This window comes from Pareuzebyella sediminis, assembly GCF_008367235.1.
Lineage (GTDB): Bacteria > Bacteroidota > Bacteroidia > Flavobacteriales > Flavobacteriaceae > Pareuzebyella > Pareuzebyella sediminis.
In genome coordinates, this window is the sequence record NZ_VTZS01000002.1 from 428,578 (window position 1) to 449,327 (window position 20,750).

20 protein-coding genes are annotated in these 20,750 nt (G+C 42.1%); 8 read left to right on the plus strand and 12 right to left on the minus strand.

Translation table 11 applies throughout. The annotated features are described in order from the left end of the window. The first annotated feature begins 13 nt into the window (after positions 1-13). Genes F2B13_RS08440 through F2B13_RS08455 form a run of 4 tightly spaced genes read left to right on the plus strand, consistent with a single transcriptional unit; the run spans position 14 to position 4,435 of the window. Positions 14-1,795, plus strand: a complete 1,782-nt coding sequence (locus tag F2B13_RS08440) for an alpha-amylase family protein (protein ID WP_232625206.1) — start codon at positions 14-16, stop codon at positions 1,793-1,795. 6 nt (positions 1,796-1,801) lie between these two features. Then, positions 1,802-2,551, plus strand: a complete 750-nt coding sequence (locus F2B13_RS08445) for a glycerophosphodiester phosphodiesterase (protein ID WP_317132006.1) — start codon at positions 1,802-1,804, stop codon at positions 2,549-2,551. After that, positions 2,551-3,834: a BaiN/RdsA family NAD(P)/FAD-dependent oxidoreductase gene (locus F2B13_RS08450; RefSeq protein WP_149274637.1), complete on the plus strand. Its 1,284-nt coding sequence runs from the start codon at positions 2,551-2,553 to the stop codon at positions 3,832-3,834. Before F2B13_RS08445 ends, F2B13_RS08450 begins: the two co-directional genes overlap by 1 nt. A gap of 55 nt (positions 3,835-3,889) precedes the next feature. Beyond that, positions 3,890-4,435, plus strand: coding sequence for a DUF1697 domain-containing protein (locus F2B13_RS08455; RefSeq protein WP_232625207.1), 546 nt, complete (start codon positions 3,890-3,892; stop codon positions 4,433-4,435). A 25-nt stretch (positions 4,436-4,460) separates the two neighbouring features. Here F2B13_RS08455 and F2B13_RS08460 read toward each other — a convergent pair whose 3' ends face one another. Beyond that, on the minus strand, positions 4,461-4,937 hold the full coding sequence (locus F2B13_RS08460; protein ID WP_149274639.1) for a TspO/MBR family protein: 477 nt from the start codon (positions 4,935-4,937) through the stop codon (positions 4,461-4,463). Positions 4,938-5,031: 94 nt separating this feature from the next. On the opposite strand from F2B13_RS08460, the gene F2B13_RS08465 reads away from it, so the two are divergent. The 4 genes from F2B13_RS08465 (at position 5,032) to F2B13_RS08480 (ending at position 9,021) form a co-directional block, all read left to right on the plus strand. Further along, the gene (locus F2B13_RS08465; protein WP_149274640.1) at positions 5,032-6,135 is read left to right on the plus strand and encodes a diphosphomevalonate/mevalonate 3,5-bisphosphate decarboxylase family protein; all 1,104 of its coding nucleotides are present in this window, start codon (positions 5,032-5,034) and stop codon (positions 6,133-6,135) included. A gap of 74 nt (positions 6,136-6,209) precedes the next feature. Continuing rightward, on the plus strand, positions 6,210-7,148 hold the full coding sequence (locus F2B13_RS08470; protein ID WP_149274641.1) for a mevalonate kinase family protein: 939 nt from the start codon (positions 6,210-6,212) through the stop codon (positions 7,146-7,148). Between the two features lie 10 nt (positions 7,149-7,158). Beyond that, positions 7,159-8,064, plus strand: coding sequence for a geranylgeranylglycerol-phosphate geranylgeranyltransferase (locus F2B13_RS08475; RefSeq protein WP_149274642.1), 906 nt, complete (start codon positions 7,159-7,161; stop codon positions 8,062-8,064). A 114-nt stretch (positions 8,065-8,178) separates the two neighbouring features. Then, positions 8,179-9,021, plus strand: coding sequence for a pseudouridine synthase (locus tag F2B13_RS08480; protein ID WP_149274643.1), 843 nt, complete (start codon positions 8,179-8,181; stop codon positions 9,019-9,021). 72 nt (positions 9,022-9,093) lie between these two features. On the opposite strand, the gene F2B13_RS08485 is transcribed toward F2B13_RS08480, so the two are convergent. The 11 genes from F2B13_RS08485 to F2B13_RS08535 form a co-directional block, all read right to left on the minus strand. Continuing rightward, on the minus strand, positions 9,094-10,551 hold the full coding sequence (locus tag F2B13_RS08485; protein ID WP_149274644.1) for a sulfatase: 1,458 nt from the start codon (positions 10,549-10,551) through the stop codon (positions 9,094-9,096). Between the two features lie 282 nt (positions 10,552-10,833). Further along, entirely contained in the window at positions 10,834-11,886 is a 1,053-nt protein-coding gene (locus tag F2B13_RS08490; RefSeq protein WP_149274645.1) for an endonuclease/exonuclease/phosphatase family protein, read from the minus strand. A 176-nt stretch (positions 11,887-12,062) separates the two neighbouring features. After that, on the minus strand, positions 12,063-14,285 hold the full coding sequence (locus F2B13_RS08495) for a xanthine dehydrogenase family protein molybdopterin-binding subunit (protein ID WP_149274646.1): 2,223 nt from the start codon (positions 14,283-14,285) through the stop codon (positions 12,063-12,065). Further along, on the minus strand, positions 14,278-14,766 hold the full coding sequence (locus F2B13_RS08500; protein ID WP_317131622.1) for a (2Fe-2S)-binding protein: 489 nt from the start codon (positions 14,764-14,766) through the stop codon (positions 14,278-14,280). Before F2B13_RS08500 ends, F2B13_RS08495 begins: the two co-directional genes overlap by 8 nt. A gap of 305 nt (positions 14,767-15,071) precedes the next feature. Then, positions 15,072-15,278 carry a helix-turn-helix transcriptional regulator gene (locus F2B13_RS08505; RefSeq protein WP_149274648.1) on the minus strand — a complete coding sequence of 69 codons (207 nt, stop codon included), beginning with the start codon at positions 15,276-15,278 and terminating at the stop codon, positions 15,072-15,074. 12 nt (positions 15,279-15,290) lie between these two features. Next, entirely contained in the window at positions 15,291-15,692 is a 402-nt protein-coding gene (locus F2B13_RS08510) for a hypothetical protein (RefSeq protein WP_149274649.1), read from the minus strand. Positions 15,693-15,867: 175 nt separating this feature from the next. Then, positions 15,868-17,148, minus strand: a complete 1,281-nt coding sequence (gene argH / locus F2B13_RS08515) for an argininosuccinate lyase (protein WP_149303992.1) — start codon at positions 17,146-17,148, stop codon at positions 15,868-15,870. A gap of 59 nt (positions 17,149-17,207) precedes the next feature. Then, complete coding sequence (locus tag F2B13_RS08520) at positions 17,208-18,269, minus strand: M20 family metallo-hydrolase (RefSeq protein WP_149303993.1); 1,062 nt, start codon at positions 18,267-18,269, stop codon at positions 17,208-17,210. Between the two features lie 2 nt (positions 18,270-18,271). Then, entirely contained in the window at positions 18,272-19,051 is a 780-nt protein-coding gene (argB, locus tag F2B13_RS08525; RefSeq protein WP_149274652.1) for an acetylglutamate kinase, read from the minus strand. A 4-nt stretch (positions 19,052-19,055) separates the two neighbouring features. Next, positions 19,056-19,805, minus strand: coding sequence for an SDR family NAD(P)-dependent oxidoreductase (locus tag F2B13_RS08530; RefSeq protein WP_149274653.1), 750 nt, complete (start codon positions 19,803-19,805; stop codon positions 19,056-19,058). Positions 19,806-19,809: 4 nt separating this feature from the next. After that, the gene (locus F2B13_RS08535) at positions 19,810-20,748 is read right to left on the minus strand and encodes an N-acetylornithine carbamoyltransferase (RefSeq protein ID WP_149303994.1); all 939 of its coding nucleotides are present in this window, start codon (positions 20,746-20,748) and stop codon (positions 19,810-19,812) included. Positions 20,749-20,750 lie beyond the last annotated feature (2 nt).

Genomic DNA, 20,750 nt, shown 5'->3' on the forward strand with positions numbered 1-20,750 from the left:
GAACAAGATCAGAGTGACATCCAAAGAGAAAAAAAAAGTGGTTTATCATGTGTTTACCAGATTGTTCGGTAATACCAATACCACCTATAAACCATGGGGTACCATTAGTGAGAATGGAGTTGGAAAATTTTCTGATTTTACGGCGAAAGCGCTGAAAGAAATAAAGAGTTTGGGGGTCACCCATATTTGGTACACCGGGGTATTGCACCATGCCTTGATACACGACTATATTGAGTACGGCATATCGAACGATGATCCCGATGTGGTCAAAGGAAGGGCGGGATCTCCCTATGCGGTTAAAGATTATTACAATGTAAATCCAGATCTTGCCAACGACCCTGGCGAACGCCTTGAAGAATTCAAGGCACTCATCGACCGCACCCATAAGGTAGGGCTTCAATTGATTATCGATATCGTGCCTAACCATGTGGCCCGTAACTACGAAGGAAAGTCAACTCCTGAAGGTTATGAGCCTTTTGGCGCCTCCGACGATACTTCAGTAGTTTATGCCCGGAACAATAACTTTTATTACATTCCGAATGAGGCTTTTCAAGTACCGGAATGGCGGGATGGTTATGTGCCTCTCGGTGGAGAAATACCTAAGTATCTAGATGGTAAATTCGTTGAAAATCCAGCAAAATGGACCGGTAATGGATCTCGACTTGCCCGCCCCGATTTTAACGATTGGTACGAGACGGTAAAAATTAACTACGGAGTACGACCTGATGGGTCCTACGATTTCGAAAGATTGCCCGAAGCATACGGAAATAAAGATTATAAAGCGCATTATCAATTTTGGAAAGAACGGTCTGTACCCAGTTCTTGGATAAAGTTCAAGGATATAGCCCTATTTTGGCTAGATATGGGAGTAGATGGATTTCGATATGATATGGCTGAAATGGTTCCGGTCGAATTTTGGAGTTACATGAACTCTCATATCAAGATGAAGAGACCCGATGCCCTTCTACTCGCCGAAGTGTATAACCCCAATGAATACCGAAACTATATTTTCAAAGGGAAAATGGATTATCTCTATGATAAAGTCGAAATGTATGACTCGCTCAAGCAGATCATGCAAGGATATGGCTGGACGGACCATATCCCCGTCATAAAACGGGGTACCGAAGATATCGAACATCATCTGCTTCATTTTTTAGAGAATCATGACGAACAGCGTATTGCCAGCCCTGCCTTTGCAGGAGATGCGCAAAAAGGAAAACCGGCAATGGTCGTTTCGGCGACCATGACCACTGCCCCGGTCATGATATATTTCGGTCAAGAAGTGGGCGAGCCGGCTTTGGAGAACGCAGGTTTTGGAAGCCCAACCCGAACCTCGATTTTTGATTACATAGGCGTTCCTCATCATCAACGTTGGGTTAATGACAAAAAGTTTGATGGAGGTGCACTTTCGGAAGAAGAAGGGCAACTACGGGATTTTTATAAGCGTTTGCTTAATTTTACTAGTAGCAGCGCGGCCCTTATGGGGCATTATCAAGATATTCATTTTTATAATCGGGAACATACCGAGTATTACAACCACCATGTGCTATCTTATGTGCGTTGGTGCGACCGTGAAAAACTTATTGTCGTCGCCAACTTTGATGCGAACGATTGGTTTGGTTTTGAACTCCAAATTCCTTTTGAAATTATCTCTAAATGGGGGCTTTCAGAAGGAAATTATACTTTGGTCGATGCCCTATATGGTAGTCGACGCGTGCTCAAAGTAAAAAATGGATTAGGTCAGGTTCGAATCGATGTCGACCCCTTACAATCTTTTGTGCTCAAAATAGAATAGTTCATTATGATGAAAAGAAATACGATATTTATACTGTTATCACTCGCAATTTTATCTGGTTGTATGCAAAGCGGACCATTAACGATAGGCCATCGTGGGGCAATGGGACACGAAACAGAAAACACTCTGGCCTCAATACAAAAGGCCATTGATTTGGGGGTCGATATGATTGAAATTGATGTCTTCAAAATTAAAAGCGGTGAAATCATAGTCTTTCATGACAACACCGTAGACCGACTTACGAATGGAATGGGAGAAATTGAAGGATATACTCTTTTGGAGTTAAAGAAGTTAAGGCTAGAAGGAGGGCATAGCATTCCAACACTTGAAGAAGTGTTGGATTTGATGGATGCCAAGGTAGATTTGAATATTGAATTGAAAGGAGCAGATACGGCCGCTGATGTAGATGCCATTGTTCATTCCTATATAGACAAGGGCAAATGGAAGCTAAGCGATTTTATCATTTCCAGCTTTAAATGGGGCGAGCTTGAATCCATGAGAAAGATTGATGCGCAGATACCGATTGCGATTCTGATCGATAAAGATCCATTAAAAGCGATTGCAATTGCAGAAGAGCTTCAAGCTGAGGCCATAAATCCAAATTTCGAATCGTTAAACCCGCAAAATACTTTAGCAATAAAGGAAGCAGGGTTTAAAATATATCCTTGGACGGTCAACGAAACCGAAGATATCACTAAAATGAAGAGTCTCGGGGTCGATGGAATAATAACCAACTATCCTGAACGCATAAGGTAATGTTCGATGTCATAATTGTCGGGGGTGGCGCTGCTGGTTTTTATTCTGCCATTCATATTGCCGAAGCACGACCCGATTTGAAGATTGCCATTTTAGAACAAGGAAAACAAGTGCTCGGGAAGGTGAAAGTTTCTGGAGGCGGAAGGTGCAATGTGACCCATGCTACTTTCGACCCCAAAAACTTGATTAAAAACTATCCAAGGGGCGAAAAAGAGCTCCTTGGCCCGTTCTATACTTATGCCAGTACTGAGGTTGTCTCTTTTTTTGAGAAGAGGGGGGTATCCTTAAAGGTGGAGGCCGATGGCAGAATGTTTCCAACTTCCGATTCTTCGCAAACTATTATCGACTGTTTTCTCGATGAGGCTGATCGTCTTGGGATAAGTATTCTCAGGCATAGTAAGGTGACAGAAATAAGACCTGAAAATTTAGAAGATGGTGATAAGATATGGAATGTCGTATCGATTAGGGGAGCTTACCGCTGTAGAAGATTGGAAGTCGCGACCGGCAGTAGCACGAAAATTTGGCAGCTGCTGGAAAAATTGGGTCATGTTATAGTGAAGCCAGTACCTTCTTTATTTACCTTCAATTGCAATGACAAAAGGATTACCGGTATTCAAGGCATAAGTGTTAAGGCCAGAGTCGATTTATTTGATACGAAACGCCCTAACTCAAAGGTCACTGTAGCGTTAAAGAGTAAGAAGACCGAACTGCCTTTGCTCACCGAAGAAGGCCCGGTACTTATAACGCATTGGGGGTTGAGTGGTCCTGCAATATTAAGGCTATCTGCGTGGGGAGCTAGATTGCTAAACGAAAAGGACTATCGGTTCAGGGTTAGAATTAATTGGCTGCCTGACTATCATTTTGAAGGTATCATGAAATTACTTCTTCAAGTCAAGACGGTCGAGGCTAAAAAAACAGTGTTGCGTACGAAGGCGGTTAATTTACCCCGAAGGCTTTGGAGCAGTTTGGTGAAAGCCTCTGGCATCGATGAAACGGAGCGATGGGCCCACATTTCGAAGTTTAAATTGGAAAATTTGGCAAGAGAATTGACCCAATGCGAGCTCGATATTGACGGTAAGAGTACTTTTAAGGAAGAATTCGTAACCGCTGGTGGGGTTGATTTAAAGGAAATTAACTTTAAGACTTTTGAAAGTAAAAAGCAGTCCCAATTGTTCTTTGCGGGAGAAGTGATGAATATTGATGCCATTACCGGGGGCTTTAATTTTCAGAGCGCTTGGACCGGCGGGTATATCGCTGCACAGGGTATTATAAACTCTCTGTAGCAATGGGTGAGCTTTTATGTGAATGGGTAGCATGGAATAAAATAATATGGAGATTATGAAAACTTTTATTGTGCTATTGCGGGGCATCAATGTCAGTGGGCAAAAACAAATAAAAATGGCCGATTTACGATCCATGCTAGAAAAAAATAATTTTGAGAATGTTAGAACCTATATACAAAGTGGAAACGTTGTTCTTGATTCGAAAGAAACCGCTATTCCACTTTTGGAGGCTACCATATCTGCCGCAATCAAAGCAACTTTTGGTTTCGAGATTCCGGTACTGGTAAAATTGAAAGGAGACATTCAAGATATTTTGAAACGGAATCCTTTTGAGGAGACAGCAAATAATAGTGATAAAAGATTGTACTACGTACTACTTAAAACAGCCCCTGATAGAGATCTTGTGAAAGCTTTCGAAACGGAAAGGTATGAAAATGAGGGATTTTCCGTAGCAAGTGATTGCGTGTATTTAGTTTGCAATAAAGGTTATGGAAACGCCAAACTAAATAATAATTTGATTGAGCGAAAATTAAAGGTTGAGGCGACTACCAGAAATCATAGAACCATGCTAAGGTTGGTGGAAATGGGTGAAACCCTCTAAACTTGTGCTTTAGGGATTGGCCACGCTAGTGGTTTAGTTCCCAAATTTTGTAGTTCAATACCGCTGCAAAACCTACCCATAGCAGGTATGGAATGAGGAGATAGGCGGCCCATTTGTTAACTACTTTAAACCAGCGTATCGTCAATACCAACAATATAAGCAGGATAATAATAACTAGTAACGCCCAAAAGGGTTCTTTGAGACCAAAAAAAACAATACTCCAGGCGGCATTCACCAGCAACTGAAAAACGAAATGATATAAAGCTGTTTGCACCCACAAATGGTAAACTCCTTTCGCCCACACTAAACCAGCAGCGACCCCCATGCTTACGTAAAGAAAAAACCAAACTGGAGCGAACAACCAATTCGGAGGGTTAAAACTGGGCTTCCTCAAGGTAACGTACCAATCGTTCACCGAACTTTGGGTGATAAAACTTGATAGAAACCCAATAATTAGGCAAATGGTAACTGATATTGAGATATAGAATAGTTTTTTCTTCAACTGGTCCACGTATTTCGCCTAAAATAATGATTTATTTTATGGAAGGCCATCCTCTTTGGCTTAAAAACTATCTTTGCATAAAATGGTGTATTCGATGACCGAAAAAGATTTTATTCCTACCCATTATTCTAAAAGAAATATTGAGAGCGTTCAAGAAGGTAAACAAGGTAAAACGGTATGGAAGTCTCCAAGTAATATCGCATTGGTGAAATATTGGGGTAAACGAGAAAATCAACTACCAGCAAATCCTTCTATCAGTTTTACGCTTGATTCCTGTGCAACGGTCACTTCTGTTACCTTCACGAAACTGAAAAACAGATCCAAGACCTTTGCATTTGACGTACTGTTCGAAGGCGAGTCAAGACCAGATTTCCGTCCTAAAATAGCGACTTTCTTGAACCGGATTGAAACCTATCTTCCGTTTTTACGTTGGTATAATTTGCGGATCGAAACCTCGAATTCATTTCCCCATAGTAGTGGAATCGCTTCTTCCGCGAGTGGCATGTCGGCACTTGCCCTCTGCCTCATCGACATGGAAAATGATATTGCGCCCATGGCCGACGAGGAGTTCTTTATAAAGAAAGCATCATTTTTGGCCCGATTGGGATCGGGTAGTGCCTGTCGAAGCGTTGAAGGAGATATCGTACATTGGGGTTATCATGAAAAAACGAAAGGAAGTTCTGATTTATACGGTATTAAGTTCCCTTACGCCGTAGATGATATATTTAAGGAATATCAAGATACCATTCTATTGGTCGATAAAGGAAAGAAAGAGGTAAGTAGCACTTTGGGCCATAATTTAATGCATGGTCATCCTTTTGCACAGCGGCGTTTTGAGCAGGCCCATACCAATCTCGACCGTTTACATAAAGTTTTTTCCAGTGGAGATCTTGACGGCTTTGTGGACATTGTAGAAAGTGAGGCGTTGACCTTGCATGCTATGATGATGTCCAGTAGGCCTTACTTCATTTTGATGAAGCCAAATACCTTGGAAATAATAAATAAAATATGGGCGTTCAGAAAAGCGACCCAAAGTAAGGTTTGCTTTACTTTAGATGCGGGTGCGAACGTACATGTGCTTTATCCGAAAATGGAGAAGCAACGGGTGCTTGAGTTTATTGAAAACGATCTGGTTGCCCACTGCGAAAAAGGGCATTATATTTGCGACAGAATTGGATATGGTGCTAAAAAAATGTAACTTTTATCATAATTAAGGTATTCGACCGTTTAATGGTATTCCACTCGATACTTATTATTTAGAAATATAAATATATGAAGGGCCCTTTGTTTTACTCCAAGATTCTCCTTTTCGGGGAATATGGGATCATTAAAGATTCCAAAGGCTTGTCTATTCCTTATAATTTTTTCAAAGGAGCCTTAAAGACCGATAAAAATCCTTCGGAGACGGCTAAAGAGTCCAATCGAAATTTGAGAGAGTTCATGGGCTACCTCGAAATCGTACAGAAGAACAGTCCGGAGTTGGTTTCCTTCGATTTTCAGGCAATGAAAGAAGATATTGCAGGGGGTATGTACTTCGATAGTTCGATTCCCCAAGGATATGGGATAGGAAGTAGTGGTGCACTGGTGGCGGCTATATATGATAAGTATGCCCAAAACAAGATAACGGTGCTAGAGAACCTTACTCGGGAGAAGCTTTTGAAGTTAAAGGAGATTTTCGGTAAAATGGAATCGTTCTTTCATGGAAAGTCATCGGGTCTCGATCCTTTAAATAGTTATTTGAGTATTCCCATATTAATCAACTCGCAAGATAATATAGAGTCTACCAGTATACCTTCGCAAAATGCCGAAGGTAAAGGCGCTGTTTTTCTACTCGACAGTGGCTCTACAGGTGAGACTGCGCCCATGGTGCAACTTTTTATGGAAAAGATGAAACAAGAGGGTTTCCGAAACATGCTCAAAAATCAGTTTATAAAGCACACCGATGCTTGCGTCGAAGATTTCGTCAACGGAAATGTGAAATCTCTTTTTGGAAATCTAAAACAACTTTCACATGTGGTGCTCGACAATTTTAAGCCTATGATACCGGTTAAATTCCATGAACTTTGGAAACAGGGAATTGAAACGAACGACTACTATCTTAAGTTATGTGGTTCTGGCGGTGGAGGATATATTCTTGGTTTTACCCAAGATTTCGAAAAGGCCAAAAAGGTGTTGAAAGACTACGATTTAGAAGTGGTATACAACTTCTAAAACTCAAAAAATGCTTCGTCGAAAAAATAAGCTCTTACTTTTAAAAGTATTGAGTCTATTTTCTGTAGTTCGCGGATACAATATCCTAATAATTATTTTGGCCCAATACCTGGCTTCAATTTATATTTTGGCCCATGAATTGCCTTTACGCCGTGTAGTTTTAGATATCAATCTTTTCATTATCGTTGTTTCATCGGCCTTGGTCATTGCAAGTGGGTACATTATCAATAATTTCTATGATGCCGAAAAAGACCTTATTAATAAGCCGAGAAAAAGTATGTTAGATCGCTTGGTAAGTCAGCGTTTTAAGCTTACTACCTATTTTGTACTTAATTTTTTGGCTGTAATCGCGGCAAGTTATGTGTCGTTTAAAGCCGTATTTTTCTTCTCCGCCTACATTTTTGGTATTTGGATATACTCCCACAAATTAAAAAGAATACCCTTTGTAGGGAACTTGGTTTCGGCCCTATTGGCCATTGCCCCATTCTTCGCGGTTTTTGTTTATTACAGAAATTTTGAGAAAGTGATTTTTGTTCATGCGACGTTCCTTTTTCTTCTGATTTTGGCCAGAGAGATGATCAAAGACCTTGAGAATATGACGGGCGATATGGCCCAAAATTATAAGACGATTCCTATTTTGTATGGTGGAAGAACATCAAAGGTTTTCATCACTATTTTGATTTTACTGACTTTTATTCCTTCCCTTTTATTGATTACGAAGTTTGATGTGGGCTATATGAGTTATTATTTCATAGGTTGCGTGGCCTTTTTTGTGCTTTTTTTAATCCTATTGGCAAAATCGCAAAGTAAAAAACATTATGTGTGGCTACACAACATCTTAAAATTGATTATACTTTTGGGGGTTTTCAGTATTTTGCTTATCAATGTCGATTTAGTACTTCACCGTATCTTGTGATAGTTACCCTTAAATGCCCGGTAGCACTATTCACATAAACATGCCTAATTTCTTCTTAACATTTTGTACGAGTGCTCTCTAAGCATTTCCTACCTTTGTGAAAAATGAATGGACATGAACAGATCGAATTCAAATGGCGATAATAAAGCCTCGGGCAGACAAGGGGGAAGATTTCGTAAAAAGAGTTATGCAAGGGGGAATGCCCCGATTAAAAAAAATCAGAAGGTACAAGCTTCGAGTAATCCGGATCTTATTCGTTTGAACAAATATGTGGCCAACTCAGGGGTTTGTTCTAGAAGGGAGGCGGACATTTATATTTCGGCCGGAAACGTTACCGTTAATGGAAAGCCAGTTACAGAAATGGGGTATAAGGTGAAGCTTACAGATGAGGTTAAATTTGATGGGCGGTTGTTGAATCCGATCAAAAGGGAATATGTGTTATTGAACAAACCCCGTGATTTCAGTACCTCTGGGCGTAACGAAAAGGGAAAAAGAACGGCTCTCGGACTGATTTCGAGCGCCACAAAGACCACATTGGATCCTGTGGGGAAGTTACATAAAGATAGTACGGGGCTTATCCTTTTTACGAACGATGGCGAATTGACCAAAAGATTAAACAGCCCCAAAAACGGACTTCGAAAAATTTATCATATCGAGCTTGACAAAACATTACGTAGTGCGGATCTAAAAAAAATTCAAGAAGGGGTATCCGTCGATGATAAGTTGGTAAGGGTAAACGATGTAAGTTTTATTGAAAATGCTCCTAAGAACGAGGTAGGAATGGAAATTTTCAGTACTCGTAGCAGTATTGTACGGCGTATTTTCGAGACTTTGGGCTATCAGGTAGTGAAACTCGATCGCGTGGTCTATGCCGGACTTACCAAAAAGGATTTGCCAAGAGGCCACTGGCGATACCTTACAGAACAGGAAGTAATCAATCTTGGAATGATAAAGTAGGGCGATTACTATCGCCAAGACATTTCCATATCATGGGAGCAGCTCACGGGCCGCTGTTCAGAGCGGATACACTTATTTTCTTGAAGGGTGTTTACCCCATTCGTATCTTTTGTTGATATCAAAATTTGGATTCGAAACAGGTCTGGCCGCTTTAGTTTCTTTCTGCCATTTCTTTAGAATCTTCTTCATAAACATCAGTTTTTCGGGGTAGATGTATTTCAGGTCGGTCATCTCGTTTACATCGTATTTTATATTGTAAAGAAAGAACTCGTCCGTTACGAGATTTTCTATTAATTTCCAATCTCCTTTCCGTATGGCCGACATAGGCTCTTCATGATGATATACCGGATAATGGGTAAAGATTTCCCGTTCCGGACTGTACTTATTTTCCATTAATGCAGGCAGCATGGATAACCCATCAAATTTTTGTTGATTCGGCATATTCGTTTCGGCCAATTCCAAGAATGTGGGGTAAAAATCAACACAAGAAATTGGGGCTTCTGATCTTGAGGAAGGGTTGATTTTTCCGGGCCACCTGATAATCAATGGCACACGTATGCCTCCTTCATATAGCGTACCTTTTCCTGCCCGAAGAGGGGTATTTGTAGTTGCAATATATTGAAGAGGATGATTTTCAGGATAAGCATAATTGCTGTTACCTGCCAGTAACGGAACATTGTCGAAGCGTTTGTCCACACCACCATTATCAGAGAAGAAAATAAAAACCGTGTTATCGGTAAGATTGTTCTTATCCAATGCATCCATTATCTCTCCTACATTTTTATCTATATGCTCTATCATACTTGCATACACGGCATTACTTGGGTAATCCGAATCTTTCGTTTTTTTCAGATATTTATTGATCAAATCCCGGTCGGCATCCAATTGTACATGAACATCGTAGTGCGATATGAATAAAAAGAAAGGCTCTTTTTTGTGTTCTTTAATAAAATCAACTCCCATATCGGTGAGTACATCGCTCAATCGTTTGTCTTCTTTTGCTCCATATTGCGGCACGAACTTTGGGTTGTAAAAACCGCCTCCTACATAAGTATGGGCTTTGTCGTAGCCACGGGCATTAGGCAGATGCTTTTCGTCATTACCCAAATGCCATTTACCAAAGTATGCGGTTTTATAACCGGCAGCCTGCATGGCCTCGCCAATGGTGAAAATGTTATCGGGTAGGTGTTGTGCCTTATTCATTGGAACAGTCACTTTTTCATAGGGTCGCCAATGACCAGGTATGAAATCAAAAATCCCTATCCTGGCCGTATTTTGTCCAGACTGAATACTAGCTCTTGTGGGAGAGCAAACCGGCGCGGCATAGGCATTATTAAAAATTACCCCCTGCGAGGCCAGTTTAGCAATGTTCGGCGCTTCGTTAAACTTATTACCATACACAGGTAGATCATGTCCGCCAAGATCGTCGGCCATTATTAAAACTATATTTGGGCGATTTTGCGCCAAGGATATAAACGACAAAAAAAGGACAAAGAAAAATGCAGTTACTTTTAATTTGTTTTGTTTCATGTATTTCAAATTAAAATCAAGACTAGATATTTGAACCTTTACGGAAGTGCATTGTACCTACAATTTGTATCTAAATTCTTTTGCCAGCGTTTAATCTTACGAAGTCAATGCACTGCATTATGTAATCTAAAACCGTTAAAAAAGTATTGACCTTAAACTAGAAAAGTTTGTGTTACTTGTCAGTAATGTAGCCATATGTTATTAAAGATAGTAGTAAGCACCTAACTTAGCAAATACAAATCGAATAACATATCTGTTTGGGTTGTCTTAAGTTAGCTAGTGCTAAAGCATGTCCATATCGATTAAGCAGCTCACGGGCCGGTGATCAGAGGCCTGTGGAAACTCGCTGTAGATGGGCTTTCCATTTTTGGTGTCGTGTATGATCCGGGCATCTTTGACCCAGAGGCTTTTCCACTGGCTGTAAAGAATATGGTCTATCCAAGAGCGACGATAGGTATAATTGAAAATAGGATCGGGAAAAGAAGCCGTATACAGACTCGAAAAATCAAGCTCACTTTTGTCTTTGTCATTTAATGAATCAAAAACGGCATTTCCTAATGTGAGATGAGGTCTCCACACCGACCCGATTAAACGTTCAACCCCACTGGCTTGTAGACGCATTTCACTCGTGTCGAACCCAGGACCATCGTTGATATCCCCACATACGATTATAGGAATATCCCGCGTATCGGGATGGCTTAGATAGTCATCGAGAAACTGAGTGCGTAACTGAAAGCATTGGGCTACAATTTTTTTTCGAGTACCGTCGGCTTTGGCCCACCATTTTGACCATTCCAACGCATCACGAAAGCCTTTACTTTTGAGGTGAAGCCCTAAGACCCTGAACTTTTTACCGTTGGCCAAATTTATGGTGGCGTAGAGGGGCCGCCTTTCGAACTTGTGGTATTCCAATAGTTCATCATCGTCGGTATCCATTGTAAAAGGATCGGTGGCCAGTTTTAGCGCATTTGCCTCGGGGGCCGACATGACATTGTACCAGTCAAAAACTTTGTTTTCAAATTTGTTAGAATCCCTTCGTACTGCGATACCGACACTTTGAGCCCCTGAAGGTTGAACGGCACAATCCCAATCTCCGTTCACTTCGGGTTGGTCGAAGAAGAGTTGTAGTTCCGCTACTTGGTTGGGCCCTTCTACAATGACCCATATATCGGAATCGACTTCGTTGATAACCCCGGTTACATCGCGACGGCGCGCCCCAATATTTCGTTTGGTCATATAGCCTTTTTGATTGTCGGGTTTGAATACAGGAGGTTCTCCGGTGAAGAATTCGTTCATCCATTCTACGTTCCAGAGCGTAAATCTAATGTTTGTCATGCGGCCAAGTTTTTATGAAAATGGTGCTTGTAAAGAGCCATATTGATATTGGATAAAGGTGAGGGAAAATAGTTGCAGGTGTGATTCTTGTTAAAATCGGTTATGCCCATTTCTTGAATATGGGTGCAGAAATTACAGAAGGTGTGCCTCTTTCGTAGTGCATGGCCCATAATTAATTAGCCAATAATTTCATTTTTAAGACTAAGCGAGTGGTTTTTGATAGGTAATTCCCTGATTCGAAGTCCGGTCGCGTCAAAAATAGCGTTCGTTAAAGCAGGGGCAATTCCTGGTGTGCTCGGTTCACCTGCTCCGCCAGGATATGCACCACTATTAATAATATGTGTTTCGATTTTCGGGCTTTCGTTCATCCTTACCATTTGATAATCGTGGAAGTTACTTTGTTCAACGGATCCCTGTTTAATAGTAATTTCGCCATAAAGGGCAGCGGTCAGGCCATAAATGATTCCGCTTTCCATCTGGGCCTCAAAACCATCAGGATGAAATGCAAATCCAGGATCGGCGACACAAACCACCCGGTGTACTTTCAGTTTTTCGTCCAACATCTCAATTTCGACAACTTGTGCTACAATAGTACCAAAGCACTGATGTAAAGAAATGCCACGGCCCCAATTTTTAGGCAAGGGTGTGTTCCAATTTGCTTTTTCGGCGACCATTTCCAATACATCTAAAAAGCGGGGCGCATTCGAAAGCTGGCTTTTGCGAAACTCAAAAGGGTCTACATTTGCATGATGGGCAAGCTCATCGATAAAAGATTCCGTAAAGAAGGCATGCATCGAAGAATCAACACTTCGCCAGTAGCCCCAAGGAACGTGCGTTTCACTAACCGAATAATGAATCGATTGATTGGCTACGTCATAGGGAATATGGGGGGCCTCCTCCGGATCATGCTTAAACAAGAATTGGTTGTCCCAAGCTATTATTTTTCCTTTGTTATCAAGAGAAGCTTTGAATCGACTAATATTCGCCTCTCGGTAAAAATCATGTCGTATATCTTCCTCCCGCGACCATATAAGCTTCACGGGGTAGTCAACTTCCTTGGCAATTCGTACGGCTTGTAGGGCCACATCGTCAACGAACCTACGTCCAAAACCCCCACCCAAATATTGATTATTTACCTGTACTTGTTCTATTTCCAAATCCAGTAATTCGGCAACACTCATTGCAAATCCCAATGGATTCTGACAACCTACCCATAATGTACAGCTATCTGAAGTAACGTGAGCCGTGCAGTTCATGGGTTCCAAGGTGGCATGTGCCAAATAAGGAACCCGGTATTCGGCTTCCACCGTTTGACCAGGATTCTTGAAGGCAGATTCAACATCCCCGAGGGCTAGATCCTTTTCATCTTTTCCGGCGGACAATGAAGTATTCATATCCCTTATGTACTGATCATATATGTCGTTTTGGTCTATAGATTCGTTACCGTTTTCCTCAAAAACGATTTTCACTTGATCAAGGGCATTTTTAGCAATCCAATAGCTATCCGCTATGACGGCCACCGCATCTTCAAGCTTTACAATTTTCCGTACTCCGGGCATATTAGCTACCACACCATCATCGATTGATTTTAGTTTTGTTCCAAAGACCGGGGCGGCCTTTATAGTGGCATAGCGCATATTGGGAACAGTGACATCGATTCCAAAATTGGCGGAACCGTCTACTTTTTGAGGTACGTCGAATCTTTGCCGAGAAGTACCCATTATGGTAAATTCTTCCGGTCTTTTTAGTTTTGGTTTGGCGGGTTGGGACAAGGTAACGGCCTGCTGTGCAAAATTGATGAATGGCTCGGAACGGTTGGTAGCCGAGTGTAAGATCGAGCTATTCTTTGCCTCCAACTCTTCAAGAGGCACCCCCCACTTATCGGCAGCGGCCTGAAGCAAAACTGCCTTGGCCCCTGCACCTGCTATACGCATAGCGAGCATTCCAGTAAAGCGTACAGATGAACTTCCACCAGTCATTTGCAGACCCATCTGTTTTGTGACCGTTAAAAATGCCCCGTCGACCGTATCAATGAGAAAAGAAGGGAAATCTTTTTCTCCTAAAATAAATCCTTTGGCCAGTGCATAGTTGGCATATTCCTTATTTCCTGGGGCCTCCATCATGTGAACAAGTTTCCAATCGGCATCCATTTCATCGGCAAGCATCATGGGCAGAGTAGTATGTGTGCCCTGTCCCATTTCTGCATGTGGCACAATCACCGTAATGGTATTATCGGGGGCTATTTTTAGCCAAATGTTCATTACGGTTTCCCCTTTATCGGATATCATGGGCGCTACTTTGCCTGCCCGGTTTCCAGGACGGATCGCAACGCCCAGTACCAGAGCACCACCCGTGAGCACGCCCGTGGTTATAAAAGCTCTTCGCGTCCACTTACCCATGGTTTTCGGTTTTTAGCGTTGGTGTCGAAGCCAGTTCGATTGCGGCTTTTTTGATTCCTTTTCTTATTCGGGAATAGGTGCCGCACCGACAGATATTTCCACTCATGGCGTTGTCAATATCATCATCATTAGGGGCAGGGTTGTCGGTTAAAAGAGCGAGGGCCGACATGAGCTGGCCCGATTGACAATACCCACACTGAGGCACTTGCTCTTCGATCCAAGCCTTTTGCAGGGCATGCATTTTCGTGCCTGAGGCAATGCCTTCGATAGTCGTAATCTCTTTGTCGATAGATGTATGGAGGGGCGTAAGACAAGAGCGAATGGCATTACCCTCCATTATAACGGTACAGGCACCACACTGGCCTATACCACACCCAAATTTTGTTCCGGTCAAGCCACATTGTTCACGTATGACCCATAACAATGGAGTTGAAGGGTCTACATCAACTTCATGTTCTTTTCCGTTAATTGTTAAAATCATCAGAGTTTATCTTTTGGCAATCGCTATAATCACTAGGCCTATTTCTACTACAATGTACGATAAAAAGCGATGATGCTTACCTTCTAGCCATTAAAATGGAAGAGTGCGGCCTGAAAAGAAAGTTCAATACAAAGAAATTGGAGTGGTAAGCCGCCCGGCTCAATAACTTCATAGGCTTGATGAAAAGTACTCTGGATAGTTATGTAAGGTGTTGTTTTACAGTGAATTAATTATTCCTATAATGTTCGGATGAAATTTAATCGCAAGTTTAGGGCTGAATTTTTACCGGGTATGCTTTTGGTTCATCAATCCCAATCCTCCGATTCCAAAGCAAAGAGTGTATCGACCGCAATATCGAATATGCTGGCTATTTTAAGAGAGAGTACCGTTGAGGGAATATACCTGCTCTTCTCGATAGAATTAATGGTCTGCCTTGAAACGCCCACTTTTTTTGCTAATTCTGCTTGCGTTAGGTCGTTTTTGGCGCGTTCCACTTTGATGGTGTTTTTCATGGAAATGGCAGATTAAGCTTTTACTTTGAAATAATAGTAGCATCCTAGGGCCATACCTAGGGCGATGGTCAAATATTCAAAAGCGGAAATGGAATACCAACTGTTGGTCTCTACGGAATATCCATTGAAATTGTAATAATAGTTAATAAGCATCACGATTATAGCAGCCCCCGGGACGCCTATGGCAAGTGATTTAAATTTTAAATAAATAATCCGCTCATCAAAATCCTTGTCCTTGGAAAAAAAAATGAGCGCCAGCCCTGAGGCCACTGGTAGGCTGGCTCCTGTTAAGTCGACGATGTCGTAGGTGACTATTCTATAAAGGAATGTGATAAGGGCGAGGATGATTAAAAGAATACCCACGAATTTGAATTGATGGGGATAAATGAAGATAGAGGACATTGATTTTTTCATAAAAAGTCATTTATAGTTGACTAAAAGTAAAGTATATTTTACATTTTAGCAAGAAAAATATAGGTGATTTCCCATTTGAAGATGAAAATAAGCTATCGCGTGGCTGGTACTCTATCTGCACATTGCTTGGATGAGAATAGGGGTAAGAGCTCAATCAAGCATCTGAGCTACGCTTTTAAAGCGCCCCATCCATTTTCTTTCGGATCTCATCGAGACATAAATTGCCCAAACTGCCTTCATGGGAATGTTGAATATCACGTTTAGGGGTAAAGGTGCCCTGCTGAATTTCCTGTCCCATTTTTTTATAGGCATCCCGAAAAGGCATCCCGTTCTGTACCAGCTCGTTGAGTGTATCGACACTGAAAAGATAATCGTATTTCGGATCGTCCAAAACATTGGGATTAACGCGGATTTCCTTCAAACTAAAGGTCATTATCTCTAAACAAGCCTTCATATCTTGAATTGCGGGAACAATAATTTCTTTTACCAGTTGCAGGTCACGATGATAGCCACTCGGTAGGTTGTTGATAACCAACGTCAATTGTTGGGGCACGGCCTGAAGTTTATTGCATTTACCTCGTACCAGTTCAAAGACATCGGGGTTCTTTTTATGGGGCATAATGCTACTTCCCGTGGTAAGTTCATCCGGAAAGGAAACAAAATCAAAGTTTTGGCTCATGTACAAGCAGATATCCATGGCCATCTTCGATAAGGAAGCTGCAATATTAGCCAGACCGAAGGCTGCTGCTTTTTCTACTTTGCCCCTTCCCATCTGGGCTGCAACGACATTATATTTCAAGGTTTCAAAACCCATTTCCTTGGTCGTAAAGGTACGGTCTATATCGAACGAACTACCATAACCGGCGGCACTACCCAAAGGGTTTTGGTCTGCCACTTTGTAGGCCGCATTGAGAAAATAGACGTCATCGACCAAGCTTTCCGCATAAGCCGAGAACCAAAGTCCGAACGAGGACGGCATTGCAATCTGCAAATGGGTATAGCCAGGTAAAAGAATGTCTTTGTATTTCTCGGCCTGTTGTAATAATAGGTCGAATAAAGTCTTGGTTTGTTGCTTTATTTCCGAAAGCTCGGCCTTGAGGTATAAATGCATCGCGACCAGAACTTGGTCGTTCCTGGATCGGGCCGTATGTATTTTCTTTCCGGTATCCCCTAATTTTTCGGTGAGTAAGTATTCGATTTTCGAGTGCATATCTTCGAAGGAATCTTCGATCGTAAATTTCCCGTTCGCGATGGTCGATGCAATATGGTCCAGTTCTTTCGTCAAGGCGAGTGTTTCTTCTTTGCTCAGAAGGCCAATTCTACCAAGCATTTTGGCATGGGCCTTCGAGGCGATAACATCGTACTTGGCAAGGATGAGATCCAATTCCCTGTCGTCGCCAACTGTAAAATGGTCTATTTTCGTGTCTGTACTGAAGCCTTTGTCCCAGAGTTTCATAGGTGTCGATTTTCTTTTTTAGGTACAAAGAAGTATGGCCACTTCGGTACCGTTAGATTTTATAAAAATTTTTCCAATATTTTAATATACAAGTCTATACCATCCTCTATTTCCTGTACATAAATAAACTCATCGGCCGAATGGGACCGGGTACTATCGCCAGGTCCCAATTTAAGGGATTGACATTGTAGGGCCGCTTGGTCGGAAAGTGTCGGGGAGCCATAAGTTTTTCTACCTAGGGCCACTCCCGATTTCACTAGGGGGTGGTCTTTGGCAATCGACGAAGAGTTCAGGCGTAAGGAGCGCTCTTTCAATTCACAAGGGGCTTCCCTTTTTAATATTTCTGCAATTTCGGCATTGGTATACTTGTCGGTCACACGAACATCGATAACAAGATCTACCTGTGCAGGTACAACATTATGTTGGCTTCCGGCATTTATCTGGGTTACCGTTAATTTAACCTCGCCAAGCGCATCGGAAACTTTGTCGAATTTGTAGTTCTTGAACCACTCTAACACTTCAATGCTGTTATAAATGGCATTGTTAAGGTTGGGATGTGCAGCATGGGAAGGTGTACCCTTTACAACAGCATCAAAAACAATAAGTCCTTTTTCGGCAATTGCCAAATCGAGCAGAGTAGGTTCCCCTACAATGGCCACATCTATTTTAGGAAGCTTCGGAAGCAACCCCCTTAGGCTATTTGCACCCGCACTTTCCTCTTCCATGGAGGCAACCATGAGAATATTATGGCTGGGATTTTTCCGGGCATAGAAATAGGTAAAGGCCGCGATCAACGAAACCAGGGCGCCCCCTGCATCATTACTGCCCAGACCATATAATTTACCATCTTCGATATGGGGATGAAACGGATCTTTAGTGTAGGCCGAATTCGGCTTTACGGTATCATGATGGGAATTGAGTAGGAGGGTGGGCTTGCTTTCATCAAAGTATTTGTTTACCGCATATACATTGTTGATATGTCTTTGAAAAGGAATGTTAAAAGCTTTGAACCAATCTTCGATGGCGTCGGCGGTTTTATCTTCTTCAGACGAAAATGAGGGAATTGAAATAAGGGTTTTTAACAATTCCAAGGATTTTTCGGTAAGCTGTTCTTGATCCATTCTTATAAGGTTATAGTAGTGTAGGGGGATGCATTTTCTTCGAGCATGGAAATATGTCCTATGCAAACTTTGGTCACGCGGTGACGTAGGGCATGAAAGCAGTTTGTTAGTTTTGGAAGCATACCATCGGCAATGATACCTTGGTTCAAAAGATCAGTATAAATTTTACTATCAATGTATTCGATGACCGAATCTTCATCGGTAACATCCATCAAAACTCCCTTTTTTTCAAAACAGAAATAGAGAGTAGTATCGTAAAGTTCACTCAGGCCAATCGCTACTTCAGAAGCAATGGTGTCGGCATTGGTATTTAACAACTGCCCTTTACCATCATGGGTGAGCGCACAAAAAACAGGAACCAACCCAAGAGTCAATAAATGGGAGAGCAAACCTTCATTGATGCCGTCAACATCACCTGCAAAACCGTAATCGATCTCATTGACCGGTCTTTTATGGGCTTGTATGGTATCTCCATCGGCTCCACTCAAACCTATGGCGTTGCAGCCATTGGCTTGAAGCCGAGCCACTATGTTCTTATTCGTTAGGCCGCCATAAACCATGGTAATTACATCGAGGCTTTCGGCATCTGTGATGCGCCTTCCTCCGACCATTTTCGGTTCGATTCCGAGCCGTTGCAGTACCTGGGTCGCAAGTTTTCCTCCGCCATGGACCAAGATTTTTGGGTCTTCTACTTTTGAGAAATAGTGTAAGAACCTTTCGAGCTCTGTTTCGTTCTCGATTACATTACCTCCAATTTTTACTATGGATAAGGATCGCTTCATTCGTTTATGCATTTATAATTCCACCATCAATGGTCACCGCGGTACCCGTCATCCAACTAGCTTCTTCCGAGACCAGGAATAGCGCTAGTTTAGCAATATCCAATGGAGTTCCCAAGCGTTTCATAAGCGTAGCGTCGCTGGCATCTTGAAGCGCGGATTCTGGATTTTTAAAGGCTTTTGCCGAACGCTGTAATAAGGGAGTGTCGACAGGCCCCGGGCAGATGGCGTTCACCCTTATTTTTGGCCCGTACTCCACAGCCATTTGTTTCATAAGGGCCAACGAAGCGGATTTTGATGCGCAGTAGGCCGGATGGTTCGGAAAACTTTTAAAAGCTGCAATTGATGCATTGATGAGCATATTGCCTTCACTCTTTTGAAGATAAGGAATTGCATATTTCGAGATATAGAAAATAGCACTAAGATTTGTGTCCAACGTTTTGTGCCATTTTTCAATAGGTAGTGAAATTACATTACCTAGCCCTAAAATACCCGCGTTCAAGGACAGGATATCGATACCGCCGAAGGATCGAATCGCCTCTTCGACCAATAATTCATTATATTGTGGCGTGCTCACATCACCTGGTAGGAATATGGCTTCACCAAATTGGTCAGTCAAGGCTTTGCCTCGATCCCTATTCCTTCCGGACAAGACCAATTTTGCACCCTCCTTCGAAAAAATTTCAGCAATGGCCTTTCCCATTCCACTGGTAGCCCCGGTAACAATGCAAACTTTGTTCTCTAGTTTTCCAGCCATGCTCTTATAGGGTTTCCAATATCTTTTTTAATACAATCTGTGCAGAATACGTTCTATTGTTGGCCTGTTCTATTACCAGTGACTGCCCACCATCAAGTATGGCATCTTCGACCACCACATTTCTTCGCACGGGAAGGCAATGCATAAACTTGGCATTTCCCAATTTTTCTTCGGTCATCATCCAATGGCTATCTTGAGTTGTGACTTTTCCGTAATCCGTATAGTTACTCCAATTTTTGACATACACGAAATCGGCATCTTTGCATGCTTTTGTTTGATCGTATTCTATCTTAGAATCCCTGGTAATTTTTGGATTCAGTTCATACCCTTTGGGATGGGTGATCACAAAATCGACTTCTTGTCGGTGCATCATCTCAACGAAAGAGTTCGCCACTGCATGTGGCAAAGCTTTGGGGTGTGGAGCCCAAGACAACACCACTTTGGGTTTCGTTTTTTTATTGTTTTCAGCAAGGGTAATAGCGTCGGCCAAGGCCTGTAACGGGTGGCCGGTTGAGCTTTCCATATTTACGATCGGTACGGTAGCGTACTTTCTAAACCCCTGCAGGACCAGTTCGGCCTCATCTTTTTCTCTATCTTCTAATTCGGCGAACGCACGAATGGCGACGATATCACAATATTGCGAGACGACCTGGGCCGCTTCTTTGATATGTTCCGATGTGCCTTGGTTCATGATAGTGCCATCTCCGAATTCAATGGCCCAGCCCTCACTGCCAAAGTTCATGACCATGATGTCCATACCTAAATTCATGGCGGCTTTTTGGGTGCTTAAACGGGTGCGAAGGCTGTTGTTGAAAAACAACAGTCCTAAAGTTTTATTTTTTCCTAATGATTTGTGCTGTAGTGGATTTTTCTTTATTTCCTTGGCTTCTTCCACCCAAGTGGAAAGAGAGTCGATGTCTTGTATGGAAAGATATTGTTTCATTT

Excerpts from the sequence above, each read along its gene's own strand:
- F2B13_RS08445 (WP_317132006.1), top strand. The coding sequence starts at position 1,802 with ATGATGAAAAGAAATACGATATTTATACTGTTATCACTCGCAATTTTA.
- F2B13_RS08450 (WP_149274637.1), top strand. The coding sequence starts at position 2,551 with ATGTTCGATGTCATAATTGTCGGGGGTGGCGCTGCTGGTTTTTATTCT.
- F2B13_RS08455 (WP_232625207.1), top strand. The coding sequence starts at position 3,890 with ATGAAAACTTTTATTGTGCTATTGCGGGGCATCAATGTCAGTGGGCAA.
- F2B13_RS08465 (WP_149274640.1), top strand. The coding sequence starts at position 5,032 with ATGACCGAAAAAGATTTTATTCCTACCCATTATTCTAAAAGAAATATT.
- F2B13_RS08470 (WP_149274641.1), top strand. The coding sequence starts at position 6,210 with ATGAAGGGCCCTTTGTTTTACTCCAAGATTCTCCTTTTCGGGGAATAT.
- F2B13_RS08475 (WP_149274642.1), top strand. The coding sequence starts at position 7,159 with ATGCTTCGTCGAAAAAATAAGCTCTTACTTTTAAAAGTATTGAGTCTA.
- F2B13_RS08480 (WP_149274643.1), top strand. The coding sequence starts at position 8,179 with ATGAACAGATCGAATTCAAATGGCGATAATAAAGCCTCGGGCAGACAA.
- F2B13_RS08485 (WP_149274644.1), bottom strand. The coding sequence starts at position 10,551 with ATGAAACAAAACAAATTAAAAGTAACTGCATTTTTCTTTGTCCTTTTT.
- F2B13_RS08490 (WP_149274645.1), bottom strand. The coding sequence starts at position 11,886 with ATGACAAACATTAGATTTACGCTCTGGAACGTAGAATGGATGAACGAA.
- F2B13_RS08495 (WP_149274646.1), bottom strand. The coding sequence starts at position 14,285 with ATGGGTAAGTGGACGCGAAGAGCTTTTATAACCACGGGCGTGCTCACG.
- F2B13_RS08500 (WP_317131622.1), bottom strand. The coding sequence starts at position 14,766 with ATGATTTTAACAATTAACGGAAAAGAACATGAAGTTGATGTAGACCCT.
- F2B13_RS08505 (WP_149274648.1), bottom strand. The coding sequence starts at position 15,278 with ATGAAAAACACCATCAAAGTGGAACGCGCCAAAAACGACCTAACGCAA.
- F2B13_RS08510 (WP_149274649.1), bottom strand. The coding sequence starts at position 15,692 with ATGAAAAAATCAATGTCCTCTATCTTCATTTATCCCCATCAATTCAAA.
- argH (WP_149303992.1), bottom strand. The coding sequence starts at position 17,148 with ATGAAACTCTGGGACAAAGGCTTCAGTACAGACACGAAAATAGACCAT.
- F2B13_RS08520 (WP_149303993.1), bottom strand. The coding sequence starts at position 18,269 with ATGGATCAAGAACAGCTTACCGAAAAATCCTTGGAATTGTTAAAAACC.
- argB (WP_149274652.1), bottom strand. The coding sequence starts at position 19,051 with ATGAAGCGATCCTTATCCATAGTAAAAATTGGAGGTAATGTAATCGAG.
- F2B13_RS08530 (WP_149274653.1), bottom strand. The coding sequence starts at position 19,805 with ATGGCTGGAAAACTAGAGAACAAAGTTTGCATTGTTACCGGGGCTACC.
- F2B13_RS08535 (WP_149303994.1), bottom strand. The coding sequence starts at position 20,748 with ATGAAACAATATCTTTCCATACAAGACATCGACTCTCTTTCCACTTGG.